This is a genomic window from Natrinema salaciae (assembly GCF_900110865.1).
Taxonomy (GTDB): domain Archaea; phylum Halobacteriota; class Halobacteria; order Halobacteriales; family Natrialbaceae; genus Natrinema; species Natrinema salaciae.
The window spans coordinates 33250-52617 of the sequence record NZ_FOFD01000002.1; the positions used below are offsets into that span (position 1 = coordinate 33250).

At 66.2% G+C, this 19368-nt stretch carries 19 protein-coding genes; 9 read left to right on the forward strand and 10 right to left on the reverse strand.

Annotated features, from left to right (window positions below; all coding sequences use genetic code 11):
• The first annotated feature begins 838 nt into the window (after positions 1–838).
• Together BMX07_RS05490 and BMX07_RS05495 are read left to right on the forward strand one after the other, a co-directional pair.
• On the forward strand, positions 839–1600 hold the full coding sequence (locus tag BMX07_RS05490) for an RNA methyltransferase (RefSeq protein WP_090615029.1): 762 nt from the start codon (positions 839–841) through the stop codon (positions 1598–1600).
• Positions 1601–1721: 121 nt separating this feature from the next.
• Positions 1722–2768, forward strand: coding sequence for a hypothetical protein (locus BMX07_RS05495; protein WP_090615032.1), 1047 nt, complete (start codon positions 1722–1724; stop codon positions 2766–2768).
• 69 nt (positions 2769–2837) lie between these two features.
• On the opposite strand, the gene BMX07_RS05500 is transcribed toward BMX07_RS05495, so the two are convergent.
• Together BMX07_RS05500 and BMX07_RS05505 are read right to left on the reverse strand one after the other, a co-directional pair.
• Positions 2838–3497, reverse strand: a complete 660-nt coding sequence (locus BMX07_RS05500) for an HTH domain-containing protein (RefSeq protein WP_090615036.1) — start codon at positions 3495–3497, stop codon at positions 2838–2840.
• Positions 3498–3639: 142 nt separating this feature from the next.
• Entirely contained in the window at positions 3640–4590 is a 951-nt protein-coding gene (locus tag BMX07_RS05505; protein WP_090615039.1) for a DMT family transporter, read from the reverse strand.
• Between the two features lie 180 nt (positions 4591–4770).
• On the opposite strand from BMX07_RS05505, the gene BMX07_RS05510 reads away from it, so the two are divergent.
• On the forward strand, positions 4771–5253 hold the full coding sequence (locus BMX07_RS05510; protein ID WP_090615042.1) for an Lrp/AsnC family transcriptional regulator: 483 nt from the start codon (positions 4771–4773) through the stop codon (positions 5251–5253).
• Positions 5254–5321: 68 nt separating this feature from the next.
• On the opposite strand, the gene gatE is transcribed toward BMX07_RS05510, so the two are convergent.
• The 4 genes from gatE to btuC form a co-directional block, all read right to left on the reverse strand.
• Positions 5322–7190: a Glu-tRNA(Gln) amidotransferase subunit GatE gene (gene gatE / locus BMX07_RS05515; protein WP_090615045.1), complete on the reverse strand. Its 1869-nt coding sequence runs from the start codon at positions 7188–7190 to the stop codon at positions 5322–5324.
• A gap of 63 nt (positions 7191–7253) precedes the next feature.
• Positions 7254–7859 carry a cupredoxin domain-containing protein gene (locus BMX07_RS05520; protein ID WP_090615047.1) on the reverse strand — a complete coding sequence of 202 codons (606 nt, stop codon included), beginning with the start codon at positions 7857–7859 and terminating at the stop codon, positions 7254–7256.
• Between the two features lie 272 nt (positions 7860–8131).
• A complete protein-coding gene (locus BMX07_RS05525) occupies positions 8132–9484 on the reverse strand; it encodes an ATP-binding cassette domain-containing protein (protein ID WP_090615050.1) in 1353 nt (450 codons plus the stop codon).
• Positions 9481–10584, reverse strand: a complete 1104-nt coding sequence (gene btuC / locus BMX07_RS05530) for a vitamin B12 ABC transporter permease BtuC (protein ID WP_090615053.1) — start codon at positions 10582–10584, stop codon at positions 9481–9483. Before btuC ends, BMX07_RS05525 begins: the two co-directional genes overlap by 4 nt.
• Before the next feature lie 60 nt (positions 10585–10644).
• Here btuC and BMX07_RS05535 point away from each other — a divergent pair, with 60 nt between their 5' ends.
• The 4 genes from BMX07_RS05535 (at position 10645) to BMX07_RS05550 (ending at position 13554) form a co-directional block, all read left to right on the forward strand.
• A complete protein-coding gene (locus BMX07_RS05535; RefSeq protein WP_090615057.1) occupies positions 10645–11760 on the forward strand; it encodes a PGF-CTERM-anchored ABC transporter substrate-binding protein in 1116 nt (371 codons plus the stop codon).
• A 108-nt stretch (positions 11761–11868) separates the two neighbouring features.
• Positions 11869–12150 carry a signal recognition particle subunit SRP19 gene (gene srp19 / locus BMX07_RS05540; protein ID WP_090615060.1) on the forward strand — a complete coding sequence of 94 codons (282 nt, stop codon included), beginning with the start codon at positions 11869–11871 and terminating at the stop codon, positions 12148–12150.
• Between the two features lies 1 nt (position 12151).
• Positions 12152–12409, forward strand: coding sequence for an H/ACA ribonucleoprotein complex subunit GAR1 (locus BMX07_RS05545; RefSeq protein ID WP_090615064.1), 258 nt, complete (start codon positions 12152–12154; stop codon positions 12407–12409).
• A gap of 116 nt (positions 12410–12525) precedes the next feature.
• Positions 12526–13554 carry a presenilin family intramembrane aspartyl protease PSH gene (locus BMX07_RS05550; protein ID WP_090615067.1) on the forward strand — a complete coding sequence of 343 codons (1029 nt, stop codon included), beginning with the start codon at positions 12526–12528 and terminating at the stop codon, positions 13552–13554.
• Here BMX07_RS05550 and BMX07_RS05555 read toward each other — a convergent pair.
• From BMX07_RS05555 to BMX07_RS05570, 4 genes are all read right to left on the reverse strand, one after another.
• The gene (locus BMX07_RS05555) at positions 13551–14252 is read right to left on the reverse strand and encodes a DUF6517 family protein (RefSeq protein WP_090615070.1); all 702 of its coding nucleotides are present in this window, start codon (positions 14250–14252) and stop codon (positions 13551–13553) included. The two genes, BMX07_RS05550 and BMX07_RS05555, sit on opposite strands and share 4 nt — an antisense overlap.
• Before the next feature lie 86 nt (positions 14253–14338).
• Positions 14339–15469 (reverse strand): sensor histidine kinase, encoded by a 1131-nt coding sequence (locus BMX07_RS05560; RefSeq protein ID WP_090615073.1) that lies wholly within the window; start codon positions 15467–15469, stop codon positions 14339–14341.
• Between the two features lie 146 nt (positions 15470–15615).
• Positions 15616–17139: a cysteine--tRNA ligase gene (cysS, locus tag BMX07_RS05565; protein ID WP_090615075.1), complete on the reverse strand. Its 1524-nt coding sequence runs from the start codon at positions 17137–17139 to the stop codon at positions 15616–15618.
• Positions 17140–17392: 253 nt separating this feature from the next.
• Entirely contained in the window at positions 17393–17896 is a 504-nt protein-coding gene (locus tag BMX07_RS05570; protein WP_090617163.1) for a DUF7523 family protein, read from the reverse strand.
• 708 nt (positions 17897–18604) lie between these two features.
• Here BMX07_RS05570 and BMX07_RS05575 point away from each other — a divergent pair.
• The gene (locus BMX07_RS05575) at positions 18605–18931 is read left to right on the forward strand and encodes a NifU family protein (protein WP_090615078.1); all 327 of its coding nucleotides are present in this window, start codon (positions 18605–18607) and stop codon (positions 18929–18931) included.
• 68 nt (positions 18932–18999) lie between these two features.
• A complete protein-coding gene (locus BMX07_RS05580) occupies positions 19000–19260 on the forward strand; it encodes a BolA family protein (RefSeq protein ID WP_090615082.1) in 261 nt (86 codons plus the stop codon).
• Positions 19261–19368: the final 108 nt, after the last annotated feature.

Below are 19368 nucleotides of genomic sequence, written 5' to 3' on the forward strand. Positions count from 1 at the left end.
CCGGTGACGGGTACCGGGACGGACACCCCCATCGCGGATGTAAGATCCGCCATATCGGCACGGCTGCAGGGTCGTTGTATCTGGTCTCGAAGATCGAATCCCGTTTTCCGGACGCGAACAGAATTCGGACGGCTCCGTCGAAACCGACTCGAACGAAGACTGAACGAATACTTCTCCGATTCGACGGGGGGCACACACCCCCGTCGCGTTTGTAACACCAATAGCGTGGGGCGCTGGGGATTTATCTCGAGTTTTTCCGATCTGGAGCGCTATATCGCCCCGAATTTACATCCGCGATACTGGTGTGTTTCGAAACGAGACCCCCACACGTAGATCCGCTTACAAACGCGACGGGGGTGTGTCCCTCTCACACTGCTCGAGGAGACGGCCGAACCCGACGGTCACGGGAACGACGGAAAGCGCCTCCCACGGAACGACGCAACTGGAAAAACGGGAGACTGCGAAAGAGCTACGATCGAAGACCACAGGAGTTCGATTACGACGCGTCATCTGCGACGCAGCGAGTGTCCTTCTAGTTCTCTAGTTCTCTAGTTCCAAGTTGAAGAACAGAGAGAACAGGACGAAGAGTGGACCAGCGGAAGCTACCGAACCAAGGACCAAGCAGAACGGTATCCGGAACCAGCGATCACGCCCCCGCTTTCCGTCTTCGGAGCGCCGTCCAGGACGAGAACAACGCGCTTCTTTTTGCGTTCCCGCTCGGACCGTCGGGTATGAACACGGTCACTGCCACGGCGTCTCCGTCCGGAGTCGTCGTCACCCCATCCGACATCGAACGGGAACGAACCACCGCTCGCCTCGAGTCCCGACAGCCGAACCGATGAGCGACGAGCCGTCCGCGACCGATCGCGACCCCGGTCGAACGCTCCCCGCCGTCGCCGTCGTCGACGCGCAGTCGCCCGGTAACGTCGGGACGATCGCCCGCGCGATGAAGAACTTCGGTTTCGAGGACCTCCTGCTCGTCGATCCGCCGGCGCTCGATCCCGACGGTGAGGCGTACGGCTACGCCGGGCACGCTCGAGAAGACGTGCTTCCGAACGCCGAGGAGATCAGCTTCGATCACCTCGCCGAGACCTACCACACGATCGGCTGTACGGCGGTGACCAACGAGGACGACCGCAGTCACGTCCGGTTTCCCTATTCGACGCCCGCCGCGCTCGCCGATCGGTTGGCGACGGTCGACGGGCCGACCGCGCTCGTCTTCGGCCGGGAGCGGGTCGGGCTGACGAACGAGGAACTCGCCCGGATCGACGAGATCTGCTCGATCCCCGCGAGCGCGGACTACCCCGTCCTCAATCTCGGACAGGCCGCCACCGTCACGCTCTACGAACTGCGATCGCTCACCCTCGACGAGACGCAGTTGCCCGATCTCGAGCGCGTTCGTGCCCCCGAGCCGACCGTCGATAGACTCTACGACCAGTGGGCGGCGCTGCTCGAGGAGATCAACCACCCCGCGGAGAAACGCGACAAGACGATGCGGATGCTGCGGCGGATCTACGGACGGGCCGATCTGACCGAACGCGAGGCGAACACGCTCCTGGGGCTCCTCCGGCGGGCGACCGAACGGCCGGCCGAGAACTGACGCCCCTCGCTCGAGTGGGGACCGAGTAACTGATGGCGCGTGCGAGACGTGTCATTTCAGTCAGAACAGCCGCTCTCGCCGGCCAGTACAGTAATACGGCTTCAGTAACCACCACCACGGGATGACCGAGATTCACCGACGGAAGGCGCTGAGTCTTCTGGGCGGAGGACTGGCACTTCTCGCTGGGTGTTCGGAACCCTCCGACGGGAACGGGAACGGGAACGGCAACGGTACCGAGAACGGGAACGGCGACGAGACCGAGTCGATCAGCGGCGACCTCCCGCCGTACGCCTCGGTGCTCCCGACGAACGACACCTCGGAGTACTTCTACGGGGCGATCGACGTCGGGACGATGGACACGCTGCTCAGTGACGAGGGGGCCGAAGCGGGCGAGGAGCCGACGGATCCGCTCGTCGGCAACCCGGTCGTCGTCGCACTCCTCTGTTCGTTCGGGCTCTCCCAGCTCGGTGCCTCGGCCGGATTCGACGCGTACGTCGCCAACAATCGGACGGCCGACGGCGAGGAACAGTTCGTCTACGCCGACGGCGTCTACGCGCTCGTCGGCTCGTACGATCGGGAGTCCCTCGCGACGGACCTCGAGGCGGCGGGCTATACCGTCGAGAGCGACGGGGACCCGTACGTCGTCTACGCCGACAGCGAGAGCGGCGAGATCGTCGGCGTTTCGGACGACGTGTACGCGTACTCGTATCCGAACGGAAGCGATTCGGCGTTCGATCCCGTCGCGGCCGTCGAGCGAACGGTCGCGACGGCGGCCGGCGATCGGGAGCCGAAACACGAGGCCGACGACGACTTCGAACGCCTGCTCCGTGCGGGCGAGAACGGCGGGATCGCGTGCTGTCTGTACACCGACGACGACGCATTCGCCTCGGAGACCCTCTCGGACGATCAGGCGAGCGACGACGAGAGTCTCCAGTTCACGTTCGATTCCGTCGAGGGGGCGAACGGCATCCACCAGCAACTCGCGGTGACCGACACGGACGCGGCCGCGACGGCCAGCGCCGTCGTCACCTACGAGAGCGAGGACCGCATCGACGAGGCGCGTCTCGAGTCCTCGCTCGGGACGGAGGCGGACACGGTCGACGTCGTCACGATCGGCTCGCGCGTCGAAATCGACGCCGAGTACCGGGGAGAGTACGCTCGCGAGTAGTCCGGATCGACGTCCCGTCGGACGACCGCTAGCCGTCAGCGCCCGCCTGCGCGCCGTTCGCCTCGTCTCTCAGTTCTCTACGATCGGTGATTCGCGCGCTCGTTCAGGTCGTCCCGACTGCGACGCGAGCCGCCCGGTTTCACTGACGGTCCCGAGCCAGCCGCAGTCGCTACAGGCGAACAGCCCCTGCCCGTCGATTAGCGTGCCGCCGCAGTCGGGGCAGCTGTCCGCGGTCGTCGACTCGAGGGGTGCCGCATCGGCGACCGACCCGAGCGGCGTCGGCAGCTCGCCGGTTCGGAGGGTGGCGATCGCCTCGTCGGTGGTGTACGTCTCCTCGGTCGTCTCGTTCGAGTGGGGGAACACGCCGATCAGTTCGTCGTCGGCGTAGAGTTCGAGGCACAGCAGCGGCGTCACGAGCCGTTCGCGGGTCTCGCCGGTCACCTGCGAGGTCGTCGACCGCTCCCGGAACGGCGGGCTGACGCTCACGTCGCGCTCGTCGGCCCACTGCGTGAACCGCTCGTAGTTCTCGAGGACTTCCTGATGGGGGCTCTCCTCGGACAGCGCGACCTCCTTGGGCCAGCTTCGAAGCAGCAGGTCGTCGATCGCGCCCTCGGCCTCGCAGGCCTGCAGCGTCTCGATCTGCCCGTCGATGGGCTCGAGCAACAGCGGAGCGCGTACGTGACACACCACGGTCAGCGCCGCCGGATCGGTATCGGTCGTTTCAATCATGGGTCACGTGATCGGGCAATGGATGAGCCAATAAACCTTTTCGACGGTGCAGATATCGGCAGCAACCCTCGTCGCCTGACAGTCCGAACCGAGTGAACGCGCTCGAACCGAGACGACCGCCCTCACCTCGCGACGGGGTCGCTCACGGGGCCGTAGTAGAGCGACGCTCGAGCGCCGAGCGAAGCAGGGAGCGAAGCGCGTCGCGTTTGATGACGACGAACCCGGCGAGGATCGTCACTAGCCCGACGAGCGTGAGCGAATCGACGAGGTGTCCCAGCGCGATCCAGCTCACGCCCATCGCAACCACCGGTTCGGCGTAGCTGACGAGGATGACCTGCGTCGCCCCGGTTCGCTCGAGCAGTTCGAAGTAGAGGAAGAACGCGAACGCGCCGGAGACGAGGGTCAGGTAGCCGAACGAGAGCACCATGGCGGACGTGAGTTCGATCGCGGCGACCGATTCCCCGCGCAGAAACGCCCATCCCAACAACACGCCGGAGCCGACCAGCATCGCCCACGCCTGGAGCGTCTCGATCGGAAGCGCCGAGTCGATCGGCCGGACGAGCACGCCGCCGAGCGCGAACGCGACGGCCGAGCCGAACACCAGAACGGCACCGGCGGCGACGTCGCTGCCGAGACCGACCGAATCGGGCTGGACGACGGCGATCACGCCGACCAGACCGAGCGCGAAGCCCGCGATACCGGCGGGTGCCAGCCGTTCCTCGGGGAGCAAGACGCCGGCGAACGCCACCGTCAGGATTGGGGCCGTGCTGACGATGGTCGCCGCCACCGCACCGGAGACGTACAGTTCGCCGAGGTACAACAGCCCGTGATAGAGCGCGATGACGAACACGCCGGCGACGGCGACGGCCGTCCACTCCGCCCGGCCCACCGGTCGAATCCGATCGCTCACGACGGCCGCGTATCCGAAGACGATCGCGCCCGCGATCGCGTATCGAAATCCGGCGAACAGGAGCGGCGGAACGTACTCGAGGCCAATCTCGATCGCGACGAACGAGCTCCCCCAGCACAGCGCGAGTATCGAAAAGAGCACCGCTTCACGGTACCCCTCTGGAATTGAATCGGCTGAAATCATACTCGATTCGGAAACCACCACCGTATTTAGACTCTTCTACAAGCGACCGCGTTTCTCCGAATCAAAAACCACACATATGAATGTATTTCGAATACGGCCCTACAATGAAGGTATCTGTTGTAGATATATCCAATCATATCCGTCGGAAGACACATATTGGCCGCGACCGAACCCCGCTCCATGGACGACCGCGACGTACGCCTCCTCAAGGCGATCGCCGAACTCGAGACCGGAAGTCCCGAACGGCTCCACGAGGCGACCGACATTCCGATCTCGACGATCCACTATCGCCTCAACAACCTCCGCGAGGAGGGGATCATCGAGAACGACCGCTACGACATCGACCTCGAGGAACTCGGCCTCGGCGTCACCGTGTTGATCGAGGTCCACGCCGACTACCGGGGCTCCTACGAGACGTTCGCGGACCGGCTGTTGACCGTCGAGGGGGTCACGAACGTCTACTTCACGATGGGCGAGACGGACTTCATCGTCATCGCGCGCCTGAGCGACAGCGGCATGGTCGAACGCCTGATCGCCGAGTTCGAACAGCTCGAGGGCGTCGACCGAACCGATTCGACGTTCGTCATCTCGGCGATCGAGGAACGGGACGCGCTCCAGAGCTACAGCCTCGAGACGCTGCTCGAAGAACTGGTCGAGACGTAGCGGTCGATGGGCTGGGCGGTGACGGCAGAACCGGCGTCGGCGAGACCGCGGATGCGAGTGCAGGCGACCTACGCCCGCTTCTGGATCTCTTCGCGCAGGAGTTCGCTCACGAGGTCGCCGTCCGCTTTGCCGCGGAGCGCACCCATGCACTCGCCCATGAGCCCCGAAAACGCCTGCATTCCCTCCGCTTCGACCTGCGATTCGTTCCGTTCGACGACCTCGACGACGGCCTCGCGGACCTCGTCCTCGCCGGCCGAGCCGAGCCCGGCGGCGTCGGCCGCTTCCGCCGCCGATCGGTCCGGCTCCTCGGCGAGTACCGTCAGCAGATCCGGGACGCCCTCCCGTGCGAGGTCGCCACCCTCGGCCATCGTGAAGACGTCCTCGAGGTGGTCGCGGGTGAGGTTCTCGACGGGGACGTCGTCGCGCCGGAGTTCGGTCAGCGTCGACTCGAGCGTCGTTGCGGCGAGCGTCGGATCGATCCCGTCGGCGACGAGGTCCTCGAACAGCGGCATGTACTCGCCGTAGGCAACCTGTTCAGCCAGTCCTTCGCCGAGGTCGTACTCGTCCTGATACCGGTCGACCTTCTCGGTCAGGAGTTCGGGTTCGGGCACCTCGCTCGGATCCGGCTCGACGGGCGGCACGTCCGTCTCGGGGTACATCCGCGCCGCGCCGGGCAGCGGCCGCAGGTACCTGGTCGTCCCGTCGTCGTTCGCGCCGCGGGTCTCCTCGGGAACGCCCTCGAGTGCGGTCGCCGCCCGCTCGGCGACGGCGTCGATGGCCGATTCCGCGACGTCGGTGTCCGCGGCGACGATCGCGACGGCGTCCGCGGGGCCGGCGCTGACGGCCTCGCGGAGCGCCTCGACCTCGTCGGGCGTCACGCCGTAGGCGGGCAGTTCGTCTGTATGGAAGATCCCGCCCGCGCCGTGGCGCTTCGCGTGGTCGGAGAACTCGGTCCCGAGCCGTCGGTCGGGCGCGATCTCGCGACCCACGATGCCGTCGAAGCCGTACAGTGGCACCGCCATCACGGACCCGCCGCTGTTCAGCGCACCACCGATGACGCCGCTGTCGGTGTGCTCGAAGACCCCGGTCACGTCCTGCACGTCACCGACCGACGCGTCGCGATCCGCGAGTTCGGCTCGAATCTCGACGAGTTCGGCCTGTCGGGCGACCTCGTTTCGCACGATGTCGTCGATGTCGTCCAGACTCTGGACGCCCTTGATCTCGACGCGAGCGCCCTCCTCGATCGAGACGTTGACGTCCTGTCGGATCGTCCCCAGCCCGCGCTTGACCTTGCCGGTCGACCGCAGCAACATTCCGATTCGTTCGGCCGCCTCGAGGGCCTGCGCCGGCGTCGAGATGTCCGGGCTCGTCCCGATCTCGACCAGCGGGATGCCGAGCCGATCGAGGCTGTAGCGCACTCCGTCGTCGGTCTCTTCGACTCGCTGGGCGCTCTCCTCCTCGAGCAGCATGTCTTCGATGCCGACGGTCCCCTCGCTGGTCTCGATCTCGCCGTCGGTGGCGATCAGCGACGAGCGCTGGAAGCCCGTCGTATTCGAACCGTCGACGACGATCTTGCGCATGACGTGGGCCTGATCGACGGGGCTCATGTCCAGCAGTTGCGCGACCTCGAGGGTCGTCTCGAGGGCCTCCGCGTCGAGCCGGTGGGGCGGTTCGTCGTCCTCCTCGACGAGACAGGTCGTGTCGTACGCGAGATACTCGAACTCCCGTTCGACTTTGCTCTCCTCGACGGCTGCGTCGTCGAGCTCGCCCAGTTCGCTCCGGGTGGGATGGAGGTAGCGCGTGAACGAGCGGGTCGACGCCGCGGGTTCGCGAAGCTCGGTCGGACACTGGCAGAACAGCTTCGTCGCCGTATCGAGTTGCTGGTGGATCTCCAGCCCGGCGACGAGTCCGAGGGCCTCGTAGTCGTACTCGGTCATTGGCGGCCACTCGGTGGCGGAGGGGTAAAAAACCGTCCAGTCCGGGCCGTCGCCGCGGACCGATCAGTAGCCGGTCTCTCCGTCGCCCGTTTCGGTTTCCGATTCCCGTGCCGTTTCGTTCCCGCCATCGCTGCCGTTCCCGTTCGGTGAGAGATCGAACCCGCCGTCGAACTCGACGCCGCCGCGCATCGTTTCGGGATGGTACTCGCAGTAGTACTCGGCGGCGTCCTCGCTCGCCTCGAACGTCAGCACCACCACTTCGCCCGCCGTCTCCGACGAGTCGGATGCCTCGAGGTCCTTGCCGTCCTCGGATTCGACGCGCAACTCGTGCTCCGCGCCGTCGACGTTGATCCAGACGAGGTCGTACTCCTGCCCGTCCGCGAGGTTCAGCGTCGGGTTCTCCTCGCCTTCGATCTCTTCGGGGGCGATCCCGTACCAGTACGCGGTTCGACCGGCGAGGATGATCGGCTGCCGGTCGGTCTCCCCGAGTGTGCGCTCGTTCCCGCCACCGTGATCGTCGTCGTGGTCGTGGTCGCTGTGATCGTGGTCTCCGACGCCGTCCGCGGACTCGTTTTCCTGAGCGGATCCCGACGACGACAGCCCGATGGTCGCTGCCGTCGCTCCGAGGAGTCTGAGCGCGGTTCGTCGCGTTTGCTTGGTGCCGGTCATACGTTGCGCTCGCAACCCGAGCGGCGAAAAAGCCGCACTCCCGTTTCTCGAGGTAGAGCACGGTTTGCCGATCGAAACGAGTCCCGGAGCACGTCTAATTCCGGGTGGAGTTTCGATCGGCGGCATCTAACACCGGATTAGCGCTATCCCTGGCTGAGGCGGCGTCCGATCCGCTCCGCTGTCGCCAGCCGCGACGCGCTCGGCGCTCGTCTCGGATTTCGTTCTCGAGTCGGCGGCGTAATCCGGTCTTGGCCGTCGACAGCCGTCTGTCGTCAGTCGTCGGCAGTCGATTCGTTCGACGACCGTGACTGCGACTGTGACTGCGACTGCGACGAGGCCGCGCTCGCGTCGCCGATTGCCTCGAGCACGCCCTCGACGGTCGAGTTGTTCGCCCGTTCTCGACACGCTTCGTAGCCCTCGCGAGCGTCCTTCCCGGCGAAATTCCGCTCGGCGAACGGCCGCGTCTCGACGCAGACGAGCGGAACCGACTCGTCGAGCGCCTCGAGAATCGCCTCGCTCCCGCCGCCGGCGACGAAATCCGCGAGTACCGCGACGTCGGCGTCCCGAACCGACCGCTCGACGGCCGATCGGTCTCCCGCCGAGAGCCCCGCGAACGGGTCGACCTCGATCGTCTCCACGCCGAGCGAGCGCGCCGTTTCGGTCGCCGCGTCGCCGCTCGAGACGGGGCCGAGCGAGACCGCGATTCCCGCAGCCGCGAGTCGGGCGACGACGCCGGCGGCGGTCGACCCGGAACCCAGCACGTGCACGCGATCCGCGAGCGGTGCCGCCTCGCGGTCCGCGGCGAAGGCGGTCACCGTTTCGGTCCCCGTCACCGGATTCGGCGTGACGACTGCGTTCGCGTCGAACGACGCCGCGAGCGCGCCGCCGGTCAACACGTTCGAGGGTGGCCCGTCTCGTGCGACCGAGCCGTCGGCGAGCATCACGAGCCGATCGCAGTAGCGCGCCGCCAGGTCCAGGTCGTGGATGGCGGCGACCACGGTCCGCCCCTCGTCGACCAGTTCGCGGACCAGCTCGAGCGTCTCGACCTGGTGGTTGACGTCGAGGCTCGCCGTCGGCTCGTCGAGCAGCATGACCGGCGTCTCCTGAGCGATCGCGCGCGCCAGCACGACCCGCTGGCGCTGGCCGCCGCTGACCTCGTCGATCGGCCGTTCGGCCAGTTCGGCCGTCCGCGTCCGCTCGAGTGCCCGCTCGACCGCGGCGCGGTCCCCGGGCGTCGGCGGGGAGAACCGCGAGCGGTGTGGATACCGCCCCATCTCGACGACGTCGCGCACGGGGAAGGAAAACGAGAGCGTCGTGTCCTGCGGAACGACGGAGACGAGTCGGCTCGAGGCCCGCGACGACACGCCGTGAACGTCGACGCCGTCGACCGTGACCGTTCCCGAATCGGGCTCGAGCGCGCCGCTGACGAGTCGAAGTAGCGTGGTCTTCCCGGCCCCGTTCGGCCCGACGAAGCCGACGAACTCGCCGGGTTCGATCGTGAGCGAGACGTCCTCGAGTACCGAGAGGTCGCCGAACGACAGCGAGCAGTCGTCGACGGTGATCGTCGCGGGCTCGAGTCTCGAGCCGCGTTCGTCGTCGGTCTCCGCTCGTACGGAACCGATCATAGCGAGTGTACCTCCCGGTGGGTGAGCAAGAACAGGAAAAACGGCGCACCGAGCGCTGCCGTAACGATGCCGACCGGGACTTCGGTCGGTCCGGTCGGCCATCTCGCGACCGTATCGGCAACGACGAGAAACGAGGCACCTGCGAGGGCACTCGTCGGAAACAGGATCCGGTGATCGGGGCCGACGAGCAGCCGCATGATGTGGGGGACAACGAGGCCAACGAAGCCGATAACGCCCGTGACGGCGACGCCCGCAGCGGTGACGATACTTGCCAGTGCGAGCAAGAGCAGTTTCGTTCGCTCGACTTCGACGCCGAGGTGGTGAGCGTCCTCCTCGCCGAGTAGGAGCACATTGAGTTCGCGCGCGTACGTCGCCAGGACGAGACCACCGAGGAGTGTCACCGGCAGTGCGAACGTGACGTCGCTCCAGCTGCGGTCTCTCAGACTCCCCATCAGCCAGACGACGGCCTCCCGGAGCCCGTCGCCGCTGTGGATGAGCATGTACGAAATCATGGCACCGAGAAACGCCTGCACGGCGACGCCCGCAAGCAACAGCGTCGCGACCGGCGTCCGTCCGCCGTCGGTGGCAATGGCGTAGACGAGAAACGCCGTCGTCAACGCGCCGACGAACGCGGCGAGATGAAGGCTACCGAACGGAACGAGGGCGGGAAACGCGATCGCTGCGACTGCACCGGCCGCACCGCCGGACGAAACGCCGATGATCGAGGGATCTGCGAGCGGGTTGCGAAAGAACCCCTGCATCACCGTCCCCGCAGCGGCGAGCGCGAACCCGACGGTCGCCGCGAGTACGATCCGCGGCAGTCGCATCTGTACCACGATGAACTGGTGCGTTCCGTCGATCGAAAACGAGAACACCGACGAGTACTCGAGGCCCGGGACTGGTACCGACCAGCCGATGTAGGGGACGGTGGCCGTGCCGCTCTCGAGCCCGGTCGGAACGACGATCCCGTTGAGGATCGCCATCGCGACCGTTAGCGGTTCGATTCTGACCGGTCCGAGCGCAGCGCTGCCGATGACGACGGCGACGAGCAAGAGGGCGAGACCCGTCGACCACACCGCTGTTCGGACCGATCGCTTCATAAATAACAAATTCGATTGCAGTAGACAAATATTTGTTGAAGTAGGGTAGATGTACCGACGATGCGACAACAGCTACTCGTTCTACTGACTGTTTTGCTAACAGTTTCTGCGATCGGTCCCGTCGCGGCCGGCGCGAACGCCGCGACCGGAACCGGCGTACAGGACTCGGGGGCACAGTGTGAGTATCCGCTGACGATGACCGACGCGACCGGTGAGGAGGTCACCATCGAGAGCGAACCCGACTCGATCGTGACGCTCTATCCGGGCGACGCACAACTCGCCTACTCCATCGGTGCCGAGGACAAAGTCGTCGGAATGCCCGTCAGCCAATACACCGAGTCACTCGACGCCGGTGACCGAACCGATATCACCGGTGACGACGGGGTAACGCCCGTCGCCGAGGAGATCGTCGCGCTCGATCCGGACATCGTCCTCGCCGGGAACATCGCTCTGTACAATCAGGATCTCCTCGAGACGCTCGAGGAAGCCGGTATCACGGTCGTCGTCCTCGATACCGCAAACTCCCTCGACGACGTCCGCGAGAACGTCCGCGTGACCGGTCAGGTGACCGGCGACTGCGAAAGCGCCGAGGAGACGGTCGACTGGATGGACGAGCGACTCGAGGTTTTCGAGAACGCACTCGAGAACGAGTCCGCGCCGCTCGCGTACTACGACGGCGGCGAAGACGGAGATACCCACGGAACGGAGACGTTCCAACACGACGTGATGACCACCGCGGGACTGGAAAACCTGGCCGCAGCAGTCGGCGAGAGCGGCTGGGTCCAGCTCAACTCGGAGGTCGTCGTCGACGAGGATCCCGAGTGGATCGTCTATCCCGACCGGACGGATGCCCCACCGACGGCGGAGCATCTTCAGGAGACGACCGCCGTTCAGGAGGACAACATCGTTGCGGTCGACGACAACGCGATGAGTCAGCCCGGTCCCGACGTCGTCTACGCGATCGAAGCGATCGTCGAGGAGGTCCATCCCGAGATCTACAGCGAGATCGAAGGCGATCTCGAGGCGGTCGACGAAGCGTACAGTGACGACGGAAACGAGACGGAAAACGAATCGGACGGCGGTGAGAGCGGTGAAAGCGCCATTCCCGGATTCGGCGTTCCCGCTGCGCTAGCCGCCCTTCTGGCCCTCGCCGGTCTCGTCGCCCGTCGACGATAACCCGCTGGCCGGTTGCGGGTCCCGTTTCGCGACCCCGTTCGATCTCGCGTCGCCCGTCGACGTATCGTTTTGAAAAGGGTTTACTCGCCGGCCCTCCCAGCAACGCGCATGGTCGAGAACGTCATCTGGCCCGCCTATCTCGATGCGGCCCTCTCGCGGGCCGAGGGACGGCGCGTGGCCGAGGATCTGGCGGTCGAGGAACCGACGGTCGACGAGATCGCGAAAGCCGTCCAGCAGATCGGGTACGACGCCACGATCGAGCGGGACAAAGCCTACTCGCGGGAGCCGTGGGCCGACCGCGGTCGGGTCGTCGTCCGAGGGGCCGACGACTCAACGAAAAACGACCTCGTCCAGGCCGTCGCGGCGTACGTCGTCGCGATGCGCGAGTGAGATGCGCCGGGTTGGCGCAGTCGTCCGCACCGCACAGGGCCTCGCCGTCCTGCGGGCGGACGACGCTGACGGGACCGACGGCGACGGCGACGACGCGTTCCGCGACGAAATCGGCACCATGGTCCTCGACGACTCCCTCGAGGAGGTCGGCCGCGTCGTCGACGTCTTCGGTCCGGTCTCGAGGCCGTATCTGGCGGTGACACCGGACGACGATGTCCACCTGCCGTCGCTGGTCGGTTCGACGCTGTACGCGCGGTAGCTCGTCTCGCGGGGACCTCTCGGTCGGGGCTGGTGCTCCGCCGCCCGGACTCCCGCTCGGTTCGCTGCGAGTTCGGAGTGGAAAAACCAATAGGAGCGGGGTGCGAACGCCGCGCTATGAACGACCGGACCCGGATCCTCGCCGCCGTCGGCGTGACGGTCCTCCTGTTTCTCGGCGTCCAGCTCGGTGCGCTGGCGCTGATCGAGCCGTTCACCGAGTCGGAACGCCAGGCAGTCGAGAACCCCGAGGACCCGACCAACAGTATCCTCTACGTCGGGGTCATGCTCGTCGCGACCGGGCTCATGCTCGCGGCGTTCAAGTACGACCTCGACCACCTCATCAGGCTCCTGCTCGTCGGCGTCAGCGTGATGATCTCGTGGTACGTCTTCGCCGAACTCGTCCCGCCGCTGGTCGAACCGATGGTCTCGGGCGGCGTCGCGGACGCCCTCGCGATCGCCGCCTCGCTGGCCGTCGGCGCGGCGCTGCTGTGGTATCCCGAGTGGTACGTCATCGACAGCGCGGGCGTGTTGATGGGGGCCGGTGCCGCCGCACTCTTTGGCATCAGCTTCGGGCTCCTCCCGGCGTTGCTCCTCCTCTCGGTCCTCGCCGTCTACGACGCGATCAGCGTCTACGGCACCGAACACATGCTGGACCTCGCCGAAGGCGTGATGGATCTCAAGATTCCCGTCGTCCTCGTCGTGCCGACGACCCTCTCGTACTCCTATCTCGCCGCCGACAGCACGGACGACGTCCTCGAGGACGGCGGAGCCGAGACCGCCGTCGACGACGACGCGACTGCGAATGCGGATCCCGAAACCGGGACGAGTGACGATGCCGAGACGGAGGCCCTCGAGCGCGACGCGCTGTTCATCGGCCTCGGGGACGCCGTTATTCCGACGATCCTCGTCGCCAGCGCGGCCGCCTTCCTCGAGGTCGACCCGCTCGCGGTTCCCGGTCTCGCGTTGAACCTGCCGGCACTCGGCGCGGCCTTCGGAACGATCGCCGGACTGCTCGTGCTCATGTACATGGTGCTCGAGGGACGAGCCCACGCCGGCTTGCCGCTGCTCAACGGCGGTGCGATCGGTGGCTATCTGCTCGGCGCGCTCGCGAGCGGGCTCTCGCTCGCGACCGCGATCGGTCTCTAGTCGCCGCTCCCGTCGGTATCGTCGTCCTCGACGATCTCGACCTCGAGGTCGTCGTACTGGACGAGCCCCCGAATCAGCGTGTCGATTCGGCCCTCCTCCGACGCACCCGAGAGAACGTCGTCGGTTGGGTAGACGGCGGCGAGCGCGACGTAATCGCCCTCGTGCGTTCGCTGGATGGTGTCGAGGACGACGCCGATCTCGTACGTTTCCTGTAGCGTGGCCGTCCCCTCGTACGACTGGAGCGAAAACCGTTCGCCCAGTGCCTCGAGCGCGCGGCCGCCGACGGCGCGAACGATCTCGAGGTCCGCGTAGTGGTTCTGGGCGCGTTCCGCGAGCTGTCTGTTCGAGAACTCGCCGAGGGGGTCGAACTCCTCGCCGCTGACGCTGACTTGCGGCGCCGCGAACACGCCGAACGCACCGGCTCGAAGCGGCTCCTCGCCGAACTGCTCGGCCGGGAGGTCGATCGACCGGTCGTAGACGCTACAGTAGCTCGTCACCTCGACCGTCTCGCCGCCAACGTCAGTCTCGTCGATCCATCTCTTCGTCCCCCGGTACTCGTAGCCGGCTTCCGCCGCCGCGTCCTCGGAGACGCGCGCCGGGGCCGCCGAAAACGTCGTCGCCTCGGTATCGCTGAGGCAGCCGGCGACCGCGCCGACGCCGCCGACCGCGAGTGCGCCGATAAACCGCCGTCGATTCATATCACTCACTTCGACCAGATTCGCGGGAATAAGCGCCGCGGTGGTTGTCACTCGCTGATGACTCTTCGGGACCGTGTCAGGTCCGGCTAGAGTGCACCCATCGAGACGCCCCGCAGTTCGAACCGCGCGCCGCCGTCGCGGCCCGCCGTCACCGTGATCGACCAGTCGTGTGCGTCGGCCACCTCGCGGACGATCGCGAGCCCGAGCCCGGAGCCGCCGTCCGCCGAGTATCCCGACTCGAACACCTGATCGCGAGCCGCGACGGGAATGCCGGGGCCGTCGTCTTCGACGTAGAACCCGTCGAGTACGGACCGTTCGGTCCGCCAGTCGGCACTCGACCGCTCGAGTCTCTCCCCACCGGTCGATGGATCACCGGCCGCGTCGGCTCCGGATTCCGTCTCGAGCACCCCGATCTCGACGGCGACGTCGTCGCCCGCGTGCTCGACGGCATTCCGAAAGAGGTTCTCGAAGAGGTGGCTCGCGAGCGAGGCGTTCGCGCGGATCGCGACGTCGTCGGAGACCGACACGCTCGCCGATCCGGTCCGGACGTTCGTCCACGCGGTTTCGACCGCGGTCGCGAGCGGAATGGATTCGGTCTCCTCGACGCGGTCGGTCGTCACGAGCACGAGCGCGTCGTCGATGATCGACTCCATACGCTCGAGCGACGAGCGCAGCGCGCTCCGATCGCCGTCCGTTTCCTCGAGGTCGACGGCGTCGTCCAACTCGAGGGCCTCCGCGCGGGCCAGTCCGACCGACAGCGGGTTCCGCAGATCGTGCGAGAGCAGTTTCGCGAACGACTCCATCCGGTCGGCCTGTTCCTGCGTTCGCTGCTCGAGTCGGTATCGCTCGGTGATGTCGACGTGCATGACGAGGACGTACTCGTCGCCGTCGTGGTCGTACGGCGTCGCTTCCATCGTGAACCAGTGGTCCCCCTCCGGCGTGTGGCAGGGGTACTCGAGCGTGAACGCTTCGCACTCGCCGGCCGCGACGGCCCGGATCCCGCGTGCCGCTTCCGTTGCGTCGGGATCGTCGCTGCCGTCGCAGACCGCGAGGTAGTTTCGTCCGATGCCGCCCGCGTTCCCGGACTGTCCCTGTTCGACCCCGAACGCGTCCCACGACTCGTTCGTGTAGACGATCTCGCCCTCGTCGTCGAGGATAGCGATGCGTGCCGGCAGGGCGTCGAACCCGGCGGTGACGAACGAATTCGACCGTTTCATTGTGCCCTCTAGAGGGGCCACCTACTTGAGCCGTGTTGCCAACGAGACAGTCACGTGCTCGCAACGATCACGATCTCGTACTCTCCGCACCGCGGTCGCCGACCGAACGCGGACGGTGCGGTCCCGCCGGTGGGAGCGCGACCGCCTCACTCGCTTGACGGGAGTCGATACGTCGGCCCGTCGTCCGTGTCCTGCACTTCGATTCCCAGCGCCTCGAGTTCGTCGCGCAGTTCGTCGGCCCGGTCGTAGTTGCCGGCCTCGCGCTCGCGCTCTCGCACGTCGAGGACGAGGTCCACGACGTCGCCCGCGAGTGCAGCCGAACCGGTCGTCTCGCCGGTAAAGGAGAATCCGAGCACGCCGCCCAGTTCCTCGAGCGCGTCGACCGCCCGCTTGAGCCCGCGATAGTCGTAGCCGCCCGTTTCGGCGTCGCGTCCGCTCTCGCCGGCCGCGCTCTCGAGGTGTCGGTTGATCGCCGTCGCGATCGATAGCAGCGCGGACTGGGCCTCTCGTGTGTTGAAGTCGTCGTTCATCGCGGTCGCGAACGCCTCGCGTGCGCCGTCGACCTCGTCACGGAGCGACTCGTCTTCGGTCTTCGAACTCGCCGCCGGCGAATCCAGCGCCTCGACGGCCGCCTCGTAGCCGCGCTCGAGCTGCCCCCATCGCTCTTCGGCCTCGGCGATCGTCTCGTCGGCGTAGAGCTGCGTGCTGTTGTACGAACCGGCGGTCAGGAACGTTCGCACGACGTTCGTCCCCCAGCGATCGATCGCTTCCGCGACCGTGACGAAGTTGCCCAGGCTCGAGGACATCTTCTCTTCGTCCATCTGGAACAGTTCGCAGTGGAGCCAGTACTTCGCGAACTCCTGGCCGGTTGCGGCTTCGGACTGGGCGATCTCGTTTTCGTGGTGTGGGAAGACCAGATCTCGACCCCCGACGTGGATATCCAAGGTTTCGTCCAGGTGGGTCATGCTCATCGCCGAGCACTCGATGTGCCAGCCGGGACGGCCCTCGCCCCACGGCGAGTCCCAGGTCAGGCCCGCCGGCGGATCGCCGCCGTGGTCGACGCCCTCGTGGCGGTGCTCCGCGACCGCGTCGGGATCGACGCCCCCCGCCTTCCAGAGCGCGAAGTCCGCCGGATTACGTTTCTCCGAGCGCTCGTCGGGATCGCCCTGGGACTCGATCTCGTCGAGTTCCTGGTTCGAGAGCTTTCCGTACTCGTCGAAGCGGGTCACGTCGAAGTACACGGAGCCGTTGGACTCGTAGGCGTACCCCTTCTCGATCAGCGTCTCGACGAGGTCGACGATCTCGGGAACGTGCTCGGACACCCGCGGGTAGACCTCCGCGCGCAGGAGGTTCAGCGAACGCATGTCGTCGATCGTCCGCTGGATGTAGGTCTCGGCGACCGCGGATTCGCTCTCGCCCAACTCGTCCTCGCCGACGCGGGCGACGATCTTCTCGTTGACGTCGGTGAAGTTCTCGACGTGACGCACGTCGTAGCCGAGGGACTCGAGCCAGCGGTGCATGACGTCGACGTGGACCCACGACCGCGCGTGGCCCAGGTGTGGCGGGTCCGAAACCGTCAGGCCACAGTAGTAGAGGAGAACGTTCTCGGGGTCCCGTGGCTCGAACGGCTCTTTTGCGCCCGTCAACGTGTTCGTCACGTGCAGGGTCATTACGCTCACTTCCCCCGGACGACAGTTAAACGGTGTGATGCCGCTCGAGCGCGGCGCTCGCCCGCAGTCACGGCGTGCCGCCGCTACGGGACGGGCGAACTGCTTTGACGCGTTCGGCAGAATTCCGCTTTCCATCCCGACCGAAGCGACGACCGAGAGCGATGCGGGCCGACGACGTCCCCGTCGACCGGCGCGTCGACGCCCCCGGCTGGTATCGAGCCGAACGCGAGCGAGGGATCGGACCGGCCGATCGTCACTCCGGCCGTACGCCGACCCGCTCGAGCGCGTCCTCGACGGCCCGCAGCGCGTTCGCCCCCTCGAGTCGATCGACGACGACCACCAACGTCCCGTCGGCGATACTCGCTGCGCTCGGCGAGAGCTCCTCGACCGAGAGATGCGCCATCACTGCGGTCAGCGCGGCCGTATCCACGTCGCCGGTCGCGACGATCGCCGTCCGGTCGCCGCCGCACGGACCGAAGGCCGTGCCACCGACGGCGAGGAGACCGTCGTTTTCCGGGCTCTCCGCCTCGATCGGACCGATCCCGCTTTCCATCCGTACCCGGACATCTCGTGACTCGGTCTCGTACGCCGGCAACTCGTCGGCGTACCGGCGCAGCGCCGTCGCGATCGCGTCCGTTTCCCCGTCGACCGCCAGGTAGCGAGCCGCCGCAGTGTAGTTGACGACGCCGGCCTGGAGGGCAGTCCGCAGGAAGGGGTGGCGGTCGACCGCCCGGCGGGTTTCGGCTGCCAGTGACATATCGGGGACGGCGTCTCGAGCGGGCATAACAGTTGTTGGTAACGCACTCGAAGAGTGGTGGTGTGTTGTGCTACTCGTATGCATATCTTTAACCGTCTGCGGGATCTATCTCTTATACGGAATAACGATTCATATCGTGTGTTCGTGTCGCGGAACGCGCCTCGTTCTTTCAACGTTGCGGTCACGTGTGGCACATTGTGTGGAGACGGGTTCCCGGACCGAATCTATGACTGAAAACAGGAACACGACGCCAGATGGAACTGGACAAATCTCACGGAACGTCCGTATCGTATGTACTGAATGCGCCTTCTCGAAGCTGGTCACGAAGGAAGGGGAAACGGCCGCAGAAGTAATTATCGAACACGGACGGGAAACTGGCCACAAACTCACTGCCGAGGAACCTGACGACGAGTAAGCCCACGTCGTTCCGACCCACTTCGATTTAGCGTGCTCGAATATATCGAAACTGTGCACCGTGCGACGATCTACAGATGAACAAGGCGAGTACCTCGGGGTCGTTCGGAAGATCGACGATCTTCCGTACTGACGAGAGAGCTTTGCTCTCGCGGACCACTTGACCCCGAAGCGGGTCACTGATCCCGTCGCCGTCGTCGCAGCCGCGACCGTCGCCCCCGTTCGATCCGCGCCGATTCAGCGGTCGACGGGGTCGCCCGACAGTATATACCGCTTCGGTGCCTCGAGTCGCCTATGAGTGAGTCCGATCAGGAGCAGTCCCCCGAGGACGTCGTCAGGGAGGAAATATCCCTGTTCCTCAGACGAAACTTTCCCCAGATCGAGATGCACGGCGGCGACTCGTCGATTACCGACGTCGATCTGGACGACCGCCGCGTCTCGATCAATCTCACCGGGGCGTGCAGCGGCTGCGGCGTCAGCCCGATGACGACCCAGGCGATCCAGCAGCGCCTCCCGTCCGAGATCGACGCCATCGATCACGTCACCGTCAGTACCGGGCTCGACGGGCTGGCCGAAGAGAGTTCCTCGGGCCGGGACGTTCCGCCCGACGTGCCGTTCTGAGTCCGCCGGTCACCGTCTCGCTGGCCGCGACCGCGGCGCTTTTGCCGCGAGCGGCTCACGTTCCAGCTATGCAACCAGCTACCGTCGAGGAGATCATCGAATCGAATCTCGAGGACGCCGACGCGACGGTCACCCACGCACGCGACGAGCACGACGAGGACCACCTCGCCGCGACCGTCGTCTCCCCGGTCTTCGAGGGGCTGCCGCTGGTCCAGCAACACCAGGCGGTGTACGACGCGCTCGGCGATCACATGACGACCGACATCCACGCCCTCGAGGTATCGACGTACACGCCCGAGGAGTACGAGGATCTCGAAGCCGACCGGTAACCGCGGACGGAGGCCGTGGCGTTCGATACCGCCCGCAAACGGCGCGTCGATCCCCGTTTTCACACCGTGAATCGGATGCATAGCCCGAAAGCGCCACGCAATATGAAA

Coding starts and splice junctions, on each gene's coding strand:
- BMX07_RS05535 (WP_090615057.1), top strand. CDS start 10,645: ATGCGACAACAGCTACTCGTTCTACTGACTGTTTTGCTAACAGTTTCT.
- BMX07_RS05550 (WP_090615067.1), top strand. CDS start 12,526: ATGAACGACCGGACCCGGATCCTCGCCGCCGTCGGCGTGACGGTCCTC.
- BMX07_RS05500 (WP_090615036.1), bottom strand. CDS start 3,497: ATGATTGAAACGACCGATACCGATCCGGCGGCGCTGACCGTGGTGTGT.
- BMX07_RS05505 (WP_090615039.1), bottom strand. CDS start 4,590: ATGATTTCAGCCGATTCAATTCCAGAGGGGTACCGTGAAGCGGTGCTC.
- BMX07_RS05560 (WP_090615073.1), bottom strand. CDS start 15,469: ATGAAACGGTCGAATTCGTTCGTCACCGCCGGGTTCGACGCCCTGCCG.
- btuC (WP_090615053.1), bottom strand. CDS start 10,584: ATGAAGCGATCGGTCCGAACAGCGGTGTGGTCGACGGGTCTCGCCCTC.
- srp19 (WP_090615060.1), top strand. CDS start 11,869: ATGGTCGAGAACGTCATCTGGCCCGCCTATCTCGATGCGGCCCTCTCG.
- BMX07_RS05580 (WP_090615082.1), top strand. CDS start 19,000: ATGCAACCAGCTACCGTCGAGGAGATCATCGAATCGAATCTCGAGGAC.
- cysS (WP_090615075.1), bottom strand. CDS start 17,139: ATGACCCTGCACGTGACGAACACGTTGACGGGCGCAAAAGAGCCGTTC.
- BMX07_RS05570 (WP_090617163.1), bottom strand. CDS start 17,896: ATGTCACTGGCAGCCGAAACCCGCCGGGCGGTCGACCGCCACCCCTTC.
- BMX07_RS05490 (WP_090615029.1), top strand. CDS start 839: ATGAGCGACGAGCCGTCCGCGACCGATCGCGACCCCGGTCGAACGCTC.
- BMX07_RS05545 (WP_090615064.1), top strand. CDS start 12,152: ATGCGCCGGGTTGGCGCAGTCGTCCGCACCGCACAGGGCCTCGCCGTC.
- BMX07_RS05525 (WP_090615050.1), bottom strand. CDS start 9,484: ATGATCGGTTCCGTACGAGCGGAGACCGACGACGAACGCGGCTCGAGA.
- BMX07_RS05510 (WP_090615042.1), top strand. CDS start 4,771: ATGGACGACCGCGACGTACGCCTCCTCAAGGCGATCGCCGAACTCGAG.
- BMX07_RS05575 (WP_090615078.1), top strand. CDS start 18,605: ATGAGTGAGTCCGATCAGGAGCAGTCCCCCGAGGACGTCGTCAGGGAG.
- BMX07_RS05555 (WP_090615070.1), bottom strand. CDS start 14,252: ATGAATCGACGGCGGTTTATCGGCGCACTCGCGGTCGGCGGCGTCGGC.
- gatE (WP_090615045.1), bottom strand. CDS start 7,190: ATGACCGAGTACGACTACGAGGCCCTCGGACTCGTCGCCGGGCTGGAG.
- BMX07_RS05520 (WP_090615047.1), bottom strand. CDS start 7,859: ATGACCGGCACCAAGCAAACGCGACGAACCGCGCTCAGACTCCTCGGA.
- BMX07_RS05495 (WP_090615032.1), top strand. CDS start 1,722: ATGACCGAGATTCACCGACGGAAGGCGCTGAGTCTTCTGGGCGGAGGA.